The sequence below is a fragment of the Streptomyces sp. CY-1 genome (genome assembly GCF_047218265.1).
GTDB classification, from domain to species: Bacteria; Actinomycetota; Actinomycetes; order Streptomycetales; family Streptomycetaceae; genus Streptomyces; species Streptomyces niphimycinicus.
In genome coordinates this window covers 5,635,649-5,648,918 of record NZ_CP178393.1, presented here as the reverse complement: position 1 = coordinate 5,648,918, position 13,270 = coordinate 5,635,649, and the positions used below count along the sequence as shown (strand labels likewise).

Sequence of the window (13,270 nt, the reverse complement as noted above, 5' to 3'; positions counted from 1 at the left end):
CCGGTGGCCGCGCGTGCGTCGCTCATGCCGCGGTCCCCGAGTACTCCTTGCGGCGGGCGATGATCATTCGCGCGGCGCCGTTCACCAGCAGGGTGATGACGAACAGCACGAGACCGGAGGCGATCAGCGCGTCGCGGCCGTCGTTACCGGCTTCCTTGAAGCGGCTGGCGATGTTCTGGGCGAAGGTGCCGCCGCCCGGGTCCAGCAGGCTGGTCTCGATCAGGAAGTTGGGGGACAGCACGGTGGCGACCGCCATGGTCTCGCCCAGCGCACGGCCGAGGCCCAGCATCGAGGCGCTGATGATGCCGGAGCGGCCGAAGGGGAGCACCGACATCCGGATGACCTCCCAGCGCGTCGCGCCGAGCGCCAGCGCCGCCTCCTCGTGCATCTTCGGGACCTGCCGGAACACCTCGCGGCTCACGCTGGTGACGATCGGCAGAATCATGATCGCCAGCAGGATGCCGACGGTGAACAGGGAGCGCGCGGCGCCGCCCTGGTAGCTGAGGATCCCGGTCCAGCCGAGGTAGTCGTCGAACCAGGTGTACAGCCCGGTCAGATGCGGGACCAGGAAGAGCGCGCCCCACAGGCCGTAGACGATGCTGGGGACCGCGGCGAGCAGGTCGATGACGTACGCGACCGGGGTGGCCAGCCGGCGCGGGGCGTAGTGCGAGATGAACAGCGCGATGCCCACCGCGACCGGGACCGCGATGACCATGGCAATGATCGAGCTGACGATCGTGCCGTAGGCGAGGACGGCGATGCCGAACCGCATCGGCGAGGAGCCGGTGTTCCACTCGAAGTACGTGAGGAAGTTGGCCTCGTCCTTGGAGATCGCGATGGCGGCGCGGTAGGTGAGGAAGGCCGCGATGGCCGCCATGATCACCAGCAGCGCGATACCAGAACCCCGCGAGAGGGCGAGGAAGATCTTGTCACCGGCGCGGCCGGTGGAGCGGGTCCTGACCTTGGGTGGAGACCCGGCGGCTGATGATGTGGGTTCTATATCCGTTTTCATGAGTTCTCCGGTCTGCGGAGCCTGATGCGGATGAGGCTCCTGGTGCGGCGGTGCACCGGACAATGCGGCTGACTCCGCCGCGGCGATCGCCGCGGCGGAGTCAGCCGCACTCGGGTCAGGAGAGGCTCTTGACGCTCTCGCGGACCTTGTTGGCGATCTCGGTCGGGAGCGGGGCGTAGCCCAGCTCCTTGAGCGAGGTCTGGCCGTCCTCGCTGGCGACGTAGGTCAGGAAGGACTTGGTCGCGGCGAGGGTGCTCGCCTTGTTGCCCTTGTCGCAGGCGATCTCGTAGGTGACCAGGGTGATCGGGTAGGCGCCGTCCGCCTTGGTGTCGTACGCCAGGTCGAGGGCCAGGTCGCTGCCGGTGCCCTTGATCTTGGCCTCGGAGATGGCCTTGGAGGCGTTCTCGACGGTGGCCTGGACCGGGGCGGAGGCGCCGGTGTCCAGGTCGACGGTCTTGATGCTGTTCGCGGTCGCGTAGGACAGCTCGAAGTACGAGATGGCGCCCGAGACCTGCTTGACCTGCGAGGAGACACCGGAGGAGCCGTCGGCCGACTGGCCGCCCTTGCCCTCCCACGCCTTGCCCGGCTCGTGCGGCCACGCCTTGGGGGCGGCGGCCTTGAGGTACTTGGTGAAGTTGTCCGTGGTGCCCGACTCGTCGGAGCGGTGGAACGCCTGGATCTTGAGGCTCGGGAGCTTCGCGTCCTTGTTCAGCGCCTTGATCGCGGGGTCGTCCCACTTCTTGATCTCGGAGTTGAAGATCTTGCCGAGGACATCGGCGTTCAGCGTCAGCTTGTCGACGCCGGGCACGTTGAAGCCGACGGCGATCGGGCCACCGACCATCGGCAGGTCAATGGCCTTGCCGCCCTTGCAGATCTTCTCGGAGGACTTGACCTCCTCGGGCTTCAGCGCCGAGTCGGAGCCCGCGAAGGCGGTCTTGCCCTGGAGGAACTCCTGGATGCCCGCGCCCGAGCCGGTGGCCTTGTAGTTGAGCTTGGTGTCCTTGCAGGCGGCGCCGTAGGTCTTGATCCACAGGTCCATGGCGTTCTTCTGCGCGGACGAGCCCGAGGCCAGCAACTGCCCCTTGCCGTCGCACTTGATGTTGGAGGCGGCCTTGGAGCCGCCGCCGCCCGATTCGTTGTTGTTGTCGGAACCGCACGCCGTGAGGACAAGGACGCCGGAGACAGCAAGGGCACCGGCGGTGATGGCGCGAAGCCGGTTCTTGCGCTGAAGCTTCACTTTCAGGAGTTCCTTCCAGGAGCCGCCGGTTGGGGGACGGCGCGCGAGATGGGGTGGAGCGCACTTGGTGAGGCGTGCGCCGGAGCCGGACTCGGCTCACGCTCAGTAGGGCCGAAAGTAGGCAGATCAGGTGAAGCGGCCTGAGGGGGTGAGTTAACGGATGGTGAACCTCGGCCGTCAGTGTGGTGGCCATGTCACGGCCAGGTCACGGCCCGATCCCGAGCCGGACGACGTCCTTGCGGAGGTCGCCCCAGGTCCGTCCGACACCTGTGCGACACCCGTCCGGTGAACCGGTTCGGGGTGGCTGCTGGCGTAACCGCCGCGTGTCTCTGTCGAATTGCGGTACGGCATGTCACTATCCGTCCCTACGTGCCGGTACGTCAGGTCTGGCGCGCGAGAGGGACAGGAGCGCGCCCGGCCGGAACGGAACGAGAGGAGACCGCGGGTGAGGCGGGACGGGAGAGGGAGGGGTGTGAGCGTCGCCGCGGCCACCGCGCTGGTCTGCGCGCTGGGACTGTCGGCCGTGCCGGAGACGGCGTACGCCGCGCCCGGCGAGCCGGGACCGGCTCCGGGGCCGGGCGGCGGGGCCGATGGCGGCGCGACCGGGGGCGGGCGCCTGGAGGCGGTCCACCAGGAGGTCGACGGGCTCTACCGCAAGGCGGAGTCCGCCACGGACGCGTACAACCTGGCGCGGGAGAAACAGGCCCGTCAGGAGAAGGCCATCCTGAAGATCGCCCGAGCCGTGGTGAAGGCCCAGAAGGAGATGGCCGGGCTGCGCAAGCGGGCCGGGGCGATGGCCCGGGCGCAGTACCGGGGCGGCGGGATGCCGGCGGAGGCGCGGCTGTTCCTCAATGGCGATCCGGGCGAGTTCCTCGACGGCGTCTCGCTCGCCCGTAAGGGTGAACAGGCGACCCATGGGCTGATCGGCCGTCTGGAGCGCACCCAGGTGGCGCTCGACCGCTACGCCGACTCGGCCTCCCAGGAGTGGGAGCGGCTGGACCGGAGCCGGGCGAAGAAGGCGGCGGCGAAGAAGGAGATCCTGCGCAAGCTGGCCCGGGCCCAGCGGCTGGAGTCCCGGCTGGCGAAGGACGAACGGGAGCGGCTGCGCCAACTGGAGGAGGACAAGGCCCGTGGCGCGCAGGCGAAATGGCTGGACACCGGGATACTGCGGGAGCTCGGCAGCGGCGCCACCGCGACGGGCGGGCGGGCGGTCGACTTCGCGCGGGCCCAGCTCGGCAAGAACTACGTATGGGGCGCGGTGGGCCCGGACACCTACGACTGCTCGGGGCTGACCCAGCGGGCGTGGGCGGCGGCCGGCCGGTCGATCCCGCGGACCTCGCAGGAGCAGTGGAGGCTGCTGCCGAAGGTGAGCACGAAGGACATGCGCCCGGGTGATCTGATCATCTACTTCAAGGACGCGAGCCATGTGGGGATGTACGTGGGCAGCGGCGCGATGATCCACGCCCCCCGCCCCGGCCGCCAGGTCACGGTCGCGGGCGCGGGCTCGATGCCGATCCTGGGCGTGGTCCGGCCGGACGCGAGGTAGTACGGCCGGACCGCCGCGGGTGTGGGCCCGCCCGGTCGCCTCAGGTTCAGGCCGGTGGAAGCGCGTTCAGGGCCGTCTCGAAGGCGTCGTACGCGCGCTGGTCGAAGAGGACGAAGCGGGCCTCGGTGACCGCGGTGTCCGCATCGCGGACGGCGGCGAGTGCGATCCGGGCCGCCTCGTCCAGGGGCCAGCGGTAGACGCCGGTGGAGACGGCCGGGAAGGCGACCGTAAGGGCGCCCAGCTCATCGGCGACCCGCAGCGACTCCCGGTAGCAGGAGGCGAGCGTGGCCGAGCGGTCCTCGGCCGTGGAGAAGACCGGTCCGACCGTATGGATCACCCAGCGGGCGGGGAGCCGGCCGGCCGTGGTGGCGACCGCCTGTCCGGCCGGAAGGCCCTTGCCATAGCGCGACGCACGCAGATCGCGGCATTCATCCAGAATGTCGGATCCGCCCCGTCGATGGATGGCTCCATCGACGCCACCCCCTCCCAGCAGGGAGGAGTTGGCCGCGTTCACGACCGCGTCGACGTTTTGCTCCGTGATGTCCCCCAGGGCCAGCGTGATGTTCGTCATCCCGGGATTGTCTCCCGGGTCGCCAAGTGCCGCATGACGTGCGGCATATGACAAAAGTCGGCGCCTGGAGGTCATTCCATGAAACGGCCGCCTAGCGCTAAGGTCGCCTGGCAATATCCGGTACCCGCGCTCTGGGGCCACTGAAACCGACCAGTCGGTGTGCGTACCGGAATCCCACTGCGCTCCACCTGTCGGCGGTGCGCGCCCTCGGGGGGAGGGAAGGAATCGAGCGATGTCCGTACCCGTGCCGAGGCAACGGGAGGCACCGGCCCCGCAGGCCGGTCCCGCCGCCCTGCCCGACAACGGGCTCACCCTGCTGGTGATCGAGGACGATCCGTCCGGTGCCTTCAACGTTCCCGAGATGCTGGATACCGAGGGTAACCGAGTCCGCATCCGTACGGCGCGCAATCTCACCGAGGCCAGCCGGCTGCTCACCGACGGGGTGCAGTGCATCCTCCTGGCCCTCCCGGGCCCGGGCCGCGACGGCGCGGACTCGCTGGCCGCGCTGCACGAGGTGCTGCGGCTCGCGCCCCAGCACGCCGTCCTCGTCCTGACCGCGGAGGACGACGCCGAGCGCGCCGCCGAGGCGGTGCGGGTGGGCGCCCAGGACTTCCTCTTCCGCGGCGAACTGGACGGCCGGATCCTCAGCCGCGCCATCCGCTACGCCGTCGAGCGCAAACGCTCCGACCTCGCGCAGCGCCAGCTCACCGAGTCACGGCTGCGCGCCCAGGAGAACGCCCGGCTGGAGCGCGGACTGCTGCCCACCCCGCTGCTGGACGGCTCGGGGCTGCGCTTCGCCGCCCGCTACCGGCCCGGCCGCAGCCGGGCCCTGCTCGGCGGCGACTTCTACGACACCGTCCGCACCCCGGACGGCACGGTCCACGCGATGATCGGCGACGTCTGCGGCCACGGCCCGGACGAGGCCGCCCTCGGCGTGGAGCTGCGCATCGCCTGGCGCGCCCTGACCTTCGCCGGGCTCTGCGGCGATCAGCTACTCGGCACCCTTCAGCAGGTGCTGGAGAACGAACGCGCCGACGATGAGATCTTCGCCACACTGTGCACCGTCGATATCGCGCCGGACGGCCGCCGGGCCGGGGTCTGCCTGGCCGGGCACCCCTCACCGCTGGCGATCCGCCCGAGCATGGCGCCCCGGCTGCTGCCCACCGATGAGAACGGCCCGGCGCTCGGCCTGCTGCCGAACGCCCGCTGGCCGCGCCGCGAGGTCGAGCTCGGCGGGGCATGGAGCCTGATGATGTACACCGACGGGCTGATCGAGGGCCGCGTCGGAGCAGGCGTGCAGCGGCTCGGCCAGGAGGGCATGGTCGAGATCGTCGCCCGCCAGGTCGCGGAGGGGCGACGCGGTGAGGAACTGCTGGACGCCACCGTCACCGAGGTGCGGTCGCTGAACGGCGGGGAGCTGACCGACGATCTGGCGGTGCTGCTGCTGGACCGCGGCTGATCGGCCGCGGTCCGTGCCGCTGTCTGCCGTCTGGCGCCCGGCGACTGCCGCCCGCGCCGCTTGCAGGCCGTTCGACCCGGCCTAGCGGTCCCTACGGCCCCTAGCGTTCCCTACGGCCCCTTCAACGGCCCCTAGCGGCCGTTGAAGGGGCCGTAGGGACCGTCGGAGCTGGAGCCGCGGCCGCGCGGCCAGCGGCGGCCACCGCCGGAGACCTGCCGCAGCGCGGGCCGGACGTCGACGATGTACACGATCGTCGCGATGAGCCCGATGATCGGCAGGAAGTCCAGGATTCCCATGAAGAAGTTCACCGCGGCGGCGAGGCCAAGGATGATCAGCCAGAACGCCTTGGTCTGCTTGTCCGCCGCCCGGTACGCGTCATCCCGGCGGATCGCCGAGTCGACGAAGGCGAAGAGGCTGAAGAGGAGCAGGGCCCAGGAGACCCAGTACATCAGCTTGCCGAAGCCTTCAACCAGCACGCCATCCACCGCCTAGAAGATATGTATGGGACGCGTCTCTGCGGGCCACCGTACCCGCACACCGGGCCGGGCACGCAGGGCGCTGCCCGGCGTACCCGGCCCGATCGTGGACATGCGCTCGTCAGCCGGCCGACTTCGGCTCCGGCCGCTTGGCGGGGGCGGCGGGCTTGTTGCCGCGCGCCGGGGCCTTCTTGGCCTGGGAGGACGAAGAGGCCGCGGACGGCTGCGCGCCGGAGTGACCCGAGTGGCCGGAGTGGCTCGAGTTGCTCGAGTTGCTCGACGGGGCCGGGGTGGCGGGCTTGGCCGCCGACTTCGGCGCCTCCTTGGACGAGTCCATGGCGACCGAGTGCGACGGGGCCTTCGACCGGGCCGCCGCGTTGCCGTCCCGGCCCTCGTGGGGCTCGATCGCACCGGCGATGTCGACGACCTCGTCGGCCGCCTCACCGCGCCAGGTCCGCACGACCTCCTGGCCGTGCTCGGCCACCTCGTCGTACCGCTCCCGCGCCTTCACGGCCAGCTCGGCGGCCCGGCCCACACCCTGAAGGGCGAGGTCCTGCGCCGTGTCGCGCAGCCGCTTGATGTCGGTGTCGATCGTGCCCAGCATCTCGTTGAGCTTGCCCTGGGCCTCCTTGGCCTGCTGGGAGACCCGCTCCTGCACGACCTTGGGGTCGGTGTTGCGTACCGCGTTCAGGCGCTCCGGGGCCTCGGCGACGATCTTCTCGACGAACGACGGCACCTCCTTGAGCTTCTGGGCGGCCAGATCGGCGGTGCCCGCCATGAAATACAGCGGGGTCGGGTCGGTGAGGGTCTTGCGTACGTCGTCGGTGATGGCCATGGTGATGGTCCTCCCGGATCAGTTCGAGGGTGTGGCGACGTCGGCGCCGGTGCCGAAGGTGTCGGAGGGGTCGGAGATGTCGTCCGAGGCGGTCTGGAGCCCGTTCTCCTTGCGGAAGGACTCGTAGATCTGAAGCAGTACCTGCTTCTGCCGCTCGTTGATCGAGGGGTCGGCGAGTATCACGCTGCGCACCTCGGTCTCCTCGCGGTCCCGCTCGTCGAGGATCCCCGCCTGTACGTACAGGGTCTCGGCGGATATCCGCAGCGCCTTCGCGAGCTGCTGAAGGATCTCGGCGCTCGGCTTGCGCAGCCCGCGCTCGATCTGGCTGAGGTACGGATTGGACACCCCGGCCGCATCGGCGAGCTGCCGCAGTGACAACTGCGCACTGCGCCGCTGTTCGCGCAGGAACTCGCCGAGGTTGCCGACGTTGAGTGATGCCATACCTCGATGCTGCAACAGGAGTGCTAACTATTGCAAGCATTTGCTTGCAATAGTGGCGCGTGTCATGGCGGGACCGGGCGGTACGGCCTCGGCGAAAAAAATCTCGTGAGGTTTGTCGATCCGGGCGGCGCCCGTTCGACGCACAGGTGAGAGGCAAGGGAAGCGCCCGGCCTCCGTTCCGAATCCCGCTTCGTATGACGAATGAGTCGAATGAGGAGTCACCATGCCGCGCTATCTGACGATGATCCGCGTCGATGAGCAGAACGCCCCCGCCGAGGGCCCCAGCCCCGAGCTCATGGAGCGGATGGGTGCGCTGATCGAGGAGATGACCAAGGCCGGGGTCATGCTGGACACGGCCGGGCTCACCCCGACCTCCGAGGGAACCCGGGTCACCTGGTCCGGCGGGAAGATGAGCTGCACCGACGGCCCGTTCACCGAGAGCAAGGAGGTCATCGGCGGCTACTCCATCATCCAGGCCAAGGACAAGGCCGAGGCCGTGGAGTGGACCAAGCGGTTCCTGCGGACCCATGAGGAGTTCTGGACCATCACCGTCGAGGTCCGCGAGATCGTCACGGGCTGAGCCGACCGTGCTTGCTCCGTCTCCGTACGGCTGCTCTGATAGGGGTCGTGACGGCAGCAAGCCCGGCCAATGCGGCAAACGCGAATAAGGCGGATAGAGCGGATGGGGCGGGGGAAACCGCCGAAATCGCCGCAGCGGTCGAAACGGTCGAAACGGTATTCAGGATCGAGTCCGCGCGGATCATCGCAGGCGTCGCCCGCATCGTGCGGGACGTCGGGCTGGCCGAGGAACTCGCGCAGGACGCCCTGGTCATCGCGCTGGAGCGGTGGCCGGAGTCGGGAGTGCCGGACAATCCGGGCGCCTGGCTCATGGCCACCGCCAAGCACCGTGCGATCGATCTCGTCCGCCGTAAGGAGACCTACGCACGCAAGCTGGCGGAGGTCGGGCGGGCCCTGGAGGACGTCTCACCGCCCGATCCGGCGGATCTCGCCCGGACCGCCGAGGACATCGACGACGATCTGCTGCGGCTGATCTTCACCGCCTGCCATCCCGTGCTGTCGACCCAGGCCCGGGTCGCGCTCACCCTGCGGCTGCTGGGCGGGCTGACGACGGAGGAGATCGCCCGCGCGTTCCTGGTCCCGGAGCCCACGGTCGCCCAGCGCATCGTCCGGGCCAAACGGACGCTCGCCCAGGCCGACGTCCCCTTCGAAGTGCCGTACGGCGACGACCGGACCGCCCGGCTCTCCTCGGTCCTGGAGGTCATCTACCTCGTCTTCAACGAGGGCTACTCCGCGACCACGGGCGACGATCTGGTGCGCCCGGCCCTGTGCGAGGACGCGCTGCGGCTGGCCCGGGTCCTGGCCGGACTGCTGCCCCAGGAGCCCGAAGTCCATGGACTGGCCGCGCTGCTGGAGTTCCAGTCCTCCCGTATCGCGGCACGCACCGGCCCCGGCGGTGAGCCGGTGCTGCTCGCCGACCAGAACCGCACCAAGTGGAACCGGCTGCTCATCCGCCGGGGCGTCGATGCCCTGGAGCGCGCGGGCCACGGCCCGTACTCCCTCCAGGCCGCCATCGCCGCCTGCCACGCACGGGCGGTCCGCTACGAGGACACCGACTGGACGGCCATCGCCGCCCTCTACGGCCGGCTGATGGCGCTGGCCCCGTCCCCGGTGGTGGAGCTCAACCGGGCGGTCGCCGTCGCGATGGCGGAGGGGCCCGCGGCCGGTCTGAAGCTGGTCGAGGCGCTGGCGGAGGAACCGGCGCTCAAGGACTACCACCTGCTGCCGAGCGTCCGCGGGGAACTGCTGGAGCGCCTGGGGCGGCATGCGGAGGCCCGGGCGGAGTTCGCCCGGGCGGCGGCCCTGACGCGTAACGCCCGTGAGCGGGCGCTGCTGCTGGAGCGGTCGTCGGGCTGATCCGATCTCGTGGTCGGGGCGATCCGATCTTGCGGTCGGGGCGGTCCGATCTTGTGGTCGGGGCGAAAAGGTGCGCATGCTGCCCCATGAACTCATCCTCCGCATCCTCCTCAGCTCCGTCCTTGTTCTCTCACCTCTCGTCACCGGCCGATCGGCTCGGTTTCGGCGCGATGCAGTTGCCGGGGCGGTGGGCCGGTCCCGCCGTCGAGCGTGCGACGGCCGTGGCGGTCGCACGGCGGGCCGTGGAGCTGGGCGCCCGTCATATCGACACCGCCGCCTTCTACTTCTCCGCCACCGAGCGGGCCAACGACATCCTGCGCGAGGCCCTGCACCCGTACCCCGAGGACGTCAGCATCGCCACCAAGGTCGGGCCGCTGCGCACCGCGACCGGCGAGATGTACGCGGAGGCGCGGCCGGAGCAGTTGCGGGGTCTGGTCGAGGAGAACCTGCGGCAGTTGGGCGTCGACGCGCTCGACCTGGTCTACCTGCGAGTGGGGCGGCTCAAGGCGGTGGGCGGGGTCCCGCTCGGGGAGCGGTTCGCCGCGCTGGCCGCGCTGCGGGAGGAAGGGCTGGTGCGGCGGCTCGGAGTGAGCAATGTGAGCGCCGAGCAGTTGGCCGAGGCCCGCGCGATCGCGCCCGTCGCGGCGGTGCAGAACCGGTTCGGGGTGCTCGATCAGGCCGATGCGGCGCTGGTGGACGAGTGCGCCGGGGCCGGGATCGCCTATATGCCGTTCTTCGCGCTGGGCGGCGGCCACACCGACCTGGAGAACGAGAACCTGCGGACGGTCGCGGAGCGGCACGGCGCGACCGCGCACCAGATCGCCCTCGCCTGGGGGCTCGCCCGCTCGCCCGCGATCATCCAGATCCCCGGCACCAGCTCACTGGCCCATCTTGAGGAGAACATGGCGGCGGCGCGGATCGCCCTCGACGAGGACGACCTTTCGCTGCTGGAGCCGGTGGCGGACTGACGCGGGGCCGGGCGGGCCGGGCCCGGATCTGGGCGCGGCGTCGTTGTCGTACCCCCGTGGTCGAATGAACGGAACGCGGGTGCGGGGTGTGCTGACGGCGGGAGGCGGCGGATGTCCGGTGGAGCGAGCGGGGTGCGGGTGCGGCTCGAGCCATGGGAGGACAGCGCGTCCTGCCTGGAGCTGCTGCGTGGTGTCAACAGTCCCGAGATGACGAGCCACCTGGGCGGACCGGAGAGCGAGGAGCGGATCCTGGTCCGCCACCGCCGGTATGCCGAGCTGACGCGGCCGGGCGCCGGGCGGATGTACCGGATCGTGCTGCTGCCGGAGGAGGAGACGGTCGGCAGCATCGGGTACTGGGAGCGGGAGTGGCGGGGCGAGCCGGTGTACGAGACCGGCTGGGCCGTGCTGCCGCCGTTCCAGGGGCGGGGGATCGCCGCCGCGGCCGCGGGGGAGGTCGCCCTGGCGGCCGCGGCCCAGCGGAACCATCGGTATCTGCACGCGTATCCGTCCGTCGCCCACCCCGCGTCGAACGGGGTGTGCCGTAAGGCCGGGTTCACCCTGGTCGGGGAGTGCGAGGTCGAGTACCCGCCGGGGACGCTCATGCGGTGCAACGACTGGCGGCTGGAACTGCGCTCGCCCTCCTAGTCGCTCAAGGCGCCCTGGGAGCGCTGGGAGTGCTGGGTCTGGGGCCATGCGTAGTGCACGGACAGGCCGGTCCGGCCCGGCAGGACATCGGGCCGGAGCACCAGGCGCTCGTCGTAGTCCCCGCCGTTCTGGCGGCGGAACGGGATCGGCTCCTCCGTCGGCAGGGCGGCCAGCCGCTTCCGCAGCGCGGCGGCATGGGCGTCGTACGCCTCGTCCGGTACCCGGTCCGCGCCGTAGACCACATGCGGCGGCAGCACGGACATCCCGCTGTACCAGAAGGTGCCGTGGTGCAGCGGGAACAGCAGATCGCCGATGTCGCCGTTGACACCGCGCGGCCCCATGGTGTCCTCGGGCGCCCCCGCGGTCAGGACCACCATGGCCCGCTTACCGGCCAGCTTGCCGTCCCCGTAGCGCAGGGTGCGTCCGTCCGGCCCTGTGACCCCGTAGGCGAAGCCCTTGACGAAGACACGGTCGAACCAGCCCTTGAGGATGGCGGGCATGCCGTACCACCAGAGCGGGAACTGCACGATCAGTGCGTCGGCCCAGGCGATCTTCTCCTGTTCGGCACGGATGTCCCCGCTCAGCGTCCCCGCGTCATAGGCACGCCGCGAGGCGGCCCCGACGATGAGGCGTTCGCTCGCGTCATGGCGGAAGTCGGCGCCGTCGACCACGGGGTTCCAGCGCATCGCGTAGAGATCGGACAGCCGGTGGTCATGGCCCGCCTCCCGCAGGGCGCGCAGACCTTCGTCGCGCAACGCCCCACTGAGGGACCGCTGTTCGGGGTGGGCGAAAATCCACAGCACATTCATGACCACCATGCTGGAAAACGGGCTCCGGGCCGACGAGTGGCCGAATGGCCAGGATGTGCAAATATCTGGCCATGCCCCGCCGCACCGCCTGAGCCACGGTCCGGCGGCGCCGCGGCGGGGGTCGGTGTCGCCGGTGGTGTCAGGTGCCGTAGGGGTGAGTGGTGCGGGCCGTGCGCAGGGCCCGTGCCCACCAGGCGAGCTGGTTGAGCATCGCCCCGGCGGCGGTGTCCGGGCCCTGGGAGTCCTTCAGCCGGCCGTCCTCCTCGAAGAGCCCGTGTGCGTTGTGGAAGCTGACCGTGTCCCGGACGGTCACGGCGTGCACCTCGGCGAAGACCGGCCGCAGATGCTCGACCGCGCGCAGGCCCCCGGAGATGCCGCCGTAGGAGACGAAGCCGATCGGCTTGGCCTGCCACTGGGTGAAGTGCCAGTCGATCGCGTTCTTCAGGGCTGCGGGGTAGCTGTGGTTGTACTCGGGCGTGACCACGGCGAACGCGTCGGCCGCGTCCAGCCGGGGCGTCACGGCCTCCAGGGCCGCGAGGTCCTCGGGGCCGGGCCGGTGGGTGAGGTCCATGGGCAGCGGGGTCTCGGCGAGGTCGATGACATCGACGGTCATATCGGAGCGGAGCGTCGCATGGGCGGCGAACCACTCCGCGACCTTCGGCCCGAAGCGGCCGTCGCGGGTGCTGCCGACGATGACGGCGAGCCGGATGGGGGAATCGGTGTCGGTAGGGGCTGCGGCCGTGGATACGGCGGTGTCAGTAGCCATGGGAAGAGCGTCGGACTTAAACAAAGGTTGAAGTCAAGCTACTCTCGGCCCTATGACGCAATTGACCTGGAAGACCCATGAGCTCACGGTCGGCGAGCTCTCGCAGCGGAGCGGAGTCCCCGCCTCCGCGCTCCGCTTCTACGAGCGCGAGGGGCTGATCCACAGCCGCCGCACCTCCGGCAATCAGCGCCGCTACACCCGCGACACGCTCCGCCGGGTCGCCTTCGTCCGCTCCTCGCAGCGCGTCGGCATCCCGCTGGGGAGAATCCGGGAGGTGCTGGGGCTCTTCCCCGAGGACCACGTCCTCACCAAGGAGGACTGGGCCCGGATCTCGGAGTGCTGGCACGCGGACATCACCGAGCGCATCGAACAGCTCGAGAACCTCCGCGACCACCTCACCGACTGCATCGGCTGCGGCTGTCTGTCGATCGACAAATGCGCGCTGGCCAACCCGTACGACAGGCTCGGTGAGCAGGGCGCGGGCGCGCGCCGACTGCTCAAGTCCTGCTGCTGAGCGCCGACCGGGCGGGCGTCGGCCGCCCGGTGCCGATCGGGCGGGTGCCTGCCGCC

General features: G+C 70.5%; 15 protein-coding genes. 7 read left to right on the top strand and 8 right to left on the bottom strand.

Annotated features, from left to right (window positions below):
- Nucleotides 1–22 precede the first annotated feature (22 nt).
- Both pstC and pstS read right to left on the bottom strand, forming a co-directional pair.
- A complete protein-coding gene (gene pstC / locus ACK1X7_RS24280; RefSeq protein ID WP_216343083.1) occupies nt 23–1,012 on the bottom strand; it encodes a phosphate ABC transporter permease subunit PstC in 990 nt (329 codons plus the stop codon).
- 115 nt (nt 1,013–1,127) lie between these two features.
- Nucleotides 1,128–2,249 (bottom strand): phosphate ABC transporter substrate-binding protein PstS, encoded by a 1,122-nt coding sequence (gene pstS, locus ACK1X7_RS24275; protein WP_385139360.1) that lies wholly within the window; start codon nt 2,247–2,249, stop codon nt 1,128–1,130.
- A 445-nt stretch (nt 2,250–2,694) separates the two neighbouring features.
- On the opposite strand from pstS, the gene ACK1X7_RS24270 reads away from it, so the two are divergent.
- Nucleotides 2,695–3,795 (top strand): C40 family peptidase, encoded by a 1,101-nt coding sequence (locus ACK1X7_RS24270; protein ID WP_413115626.1) that lies wholly within the window; start codon nt 2,695–2,697, stop codon nt 3,793–3,795.
- Between the two features lie 46 nt (nt 3,796–3,841).
- Here ACK1X7_RS24270 and ACK1X7_RS24265 read toward each other — a convergent pair whose 3' ends face one another.
- Entirely contained in the window at nt 3,842–4,366 is a 525-nt protein-coding gene (locus ACK1X7_RS24265; protein WP_413115625.1) for an O-acetyl-ADP-ribose deacetylase, read from the bottom strand.
- Nucleotides 4,367–4,598: 232 nt separating this feature from the next.
- Between ACK1X7_RS24265 and ACK1X7_RS24260 the strand changes: the two genes are divergently transcribed.
- The gene (locus ACK1X7_RS24260; protein WP_385139371.1) at nt 4,599–5,825 is read left to right on the top strand and encodes a PP2C family protein-serine/threonine phosphatase; all 1,227 of its coding nucleotides are present in this window, start codon (nt 4,599–4,601) and stop codon (nt 5,823–5,825) included.
- A 131-nt stretch (nt 5,826–5,956) separates the two neighbouring features.
- Here the strand turns inward: ACK1X7_RS24260 and ACK1X7_RS24255 are convergent, their stop codons facing one another.
- From ACK1X7_RS24255 to ACK1X7_RS24245, 3 genes are all read right to left on the bottom strand, one after another.
- Nucleotides 5,957–6,301: a DUF2516 family protein gene (locus ACK1X7_RS24255; RefSeq protein ID WP_014053906.1), complete on the bottom strand. Its 345-nt coding sequence runs from the start codon at nt 6,299–6,301 to the stop codon at nt 5,957–5,959.
- A 121-nt stretch (nt 6,302–6,422) separates the two neighbouring features.
- Nucleotides 6,423–7,136, bottom strand: a complete 714-nt coding sequence (locus tag ACK1X7_RS24250; protein WP_390795053.1) for a hypothetical protein — start codon at nt 7,134–7,136, stop codon at nt 6,423–6,425.
- Between the two features lie 18 nt (nt 7,137–7,154).
- Complete coding sequence (locus tag ACK1X7_RS24245; protein ID WP_078642735.1) at nt 7,155–7,577, bottom strand: helix-turn-helix domain-containing protein; 423 nt, start codon at nt 7,575–7,577, stop codon at nt 7,155–7,157.
- Nucleotides 7,578–7,800: 223 nt separating this feature from the next.
- On the opposite strand from ACK1X7_RS24245, the gene ACK1X7_RS24240 reads away from it, so the two are divergent.
- The 4 genes from ACK1X7_RS24240 (at nt 7,801) to ACK1X7_RS24225 (ending at nt 11,125) form a co-directional block, all read left to right on the top strand.
- Nucleotides 7,801–8,157 carry a YciI family protein gene (locus ACK1X7_RS24240; protein ID WP_385139380.1) on the top strand — a complete coding sequence of 119 codons (357 nt, stop codon included), beginning with the start codon at nt 7,801–7,803 and terminating at the stop codon, nt 8,155–8,157.
- Between the two features lie 47 nt (nt 8,158–8,204).
- Complete coding sequence (locus ACK1X7_RS24235; protein WP_398161354.1) at nt 8,205–9,512, top strand: RNA polymerase sigma factor; 1,308 nt, start codon at nt 8,205–8,207, stop codon at nt 9,510–9,512.
- 86 nt (nt 9,513–9,598) lie between these two features.
- Complete coding sequence (locus ACK1X7_RS24230; protein ID WP_390795051.1) at nt 9,599–10,480, top strand: aldo/keto reductase; 882 nt, start codon at nt 9,599–9,601, stop codon at nt 10,478–10,480.
- A 111-nt stretch (nt 10,481–10,591) separates the two neighbouring features.
- Nucleotides 10,592–11,125: a GNAT family N-acetyltransferase gene (locus tag ACK1X7_RS24225; protein ID WP_385139388.1), complete on the top strand. Its 534-nt coding sequence runs from the start codon at nt 10,592–10,594 to the stop codon at nt 11,123–11,125.
- Here ACK1X7_RS24225 and ACK1X7_RS24220 read toward each other — a convergent pair.
- Nucleotides 11,122–11,934 carry an NAD(P)H-dependent oxidoreductase gene (locus ACK1X7_RS24220; protein WP_413115624.1) on the bottom strand — a complete coding sequence of 271 codons (813 nt, stop codon included), beginning with the start codon at nt 11,932–11,934 and terminating at the stop codon, nt 11,122–11,124. The two genes, ACK1X7_RS24225 and ACK1X7_RS24220, sit on opposite strands and share 4 nt — an antisense overlap.
- Nucleotides 11,935–12,073: 139 nt before the next feature.
- The gene (locus tag ACK1X7_RS24215) at nt 12,074–12,700 is read right to left on the bottom strand and encodes an NADPH-dependent FMN reductase (RefSeq protein WP_385139393.1); all 627 of its coding nucleotides are present in this window, start codon (nt 12,698–12,700) and stop codon (nt 12,074–12,076) included.
- Nucleotides 12,701–12,752: 52 nt separating this feature from the next.
- Between ACK1X7_RS24215 and soxR the strand changes: the two genes are divergently transcribed.
- Nucleotides 12,753–13,214, top strand: a complete 462-nt coding sequence (soxR, locus tag ACK1X7_RS24210) for a redox-sensitive transcriptional activator SoxR (protein WP_059145925.1) — start codon at nt 12,753–12,755, stop codon at nt 13,212–13,214.
- Nucleotides 13,215–13,270 lie beyond the last annotated feature (56 nt).

Bases quoted from the DNA above. Each gene is read 5' to 3' on its own strand.
- ACK1X7_RS24245 (WP_078642735.1), bottom strand. From the start codon at position 7,577: ATGGCATCACTCAACGTCGGCAACCTCGGCGAGTTCCTGCGCGAACAG.
- ACK1X7_RS24250 (WP_390795053.1), bottom strand. From the start codon at position 7,136: ATGGCCATCACCGACGACGTACGCAAGACCCTCACCGACCCGACCCCG.
- ACK1X7_RS24230 (WP_390795051.1), top strand. From the start codon at position 9,599: ATGAACTCATCCTCCGCATCCTCCTCAGCTCCGTCCTTGTTCTCTCAC.
- ACK1X7_RS24215 (WP_385139393.1), bottom strand. From the start codon at position 12,700: ATGGCTACTGACACCGCCGTATCCACGGCCGCAGCCCCTACCGACACC.
- ACK1X7_RS24240 (WP_385139380.1), top strand. From the start codon at position 7,801: ATGCCGCGCTATCTGACGATGATCCGCGTCGATGAGCAGAACGCCCCC.
- soxR (WP_059145925.1), top strand. From the start codon at position 12,753: ATGACGCAATTGACCTGGAAGACCCATGAGCTCACGGTCGGCGAGCTC.
- pstC (WP_216343083.1), bottom strand. From the start codon at position 1,012: ATGAAAACGGATATAGAACCCACATCATCAGCCGCCGGGTCTCCACCC.
- ACK1X7_RS24220 (WP_413115624.1), bottom strand. From the start codon at position 11,934: ATGAATGTGCTGTGGATTTTCGCCCACCCCGAACAGCGGTCCCTCAGT.
- ACK1X7_RS24265 (WP_413115625.1), bottom strand. From the start codon at position 4,366: ATGACGAACATCACGCTGGCCCTGGGGGACATCACGGAGCAAAACGTC.
- ACK1X7_RS24225 (WP_385139388.1), top strand. From the start codon at position 10,592: ATGTCCGGTGGAGCGAGCGGGGTGCGGGTGCGGCTCGAGCCATGGGAG.
- ACK1X7_RS24260 (WP_385139371.1), top strand. From the start codon at position 4,599: ATGTCCGTACCCGTGCCGAGGCAACGGGAGGCACCGGCCCCGCAGGCC.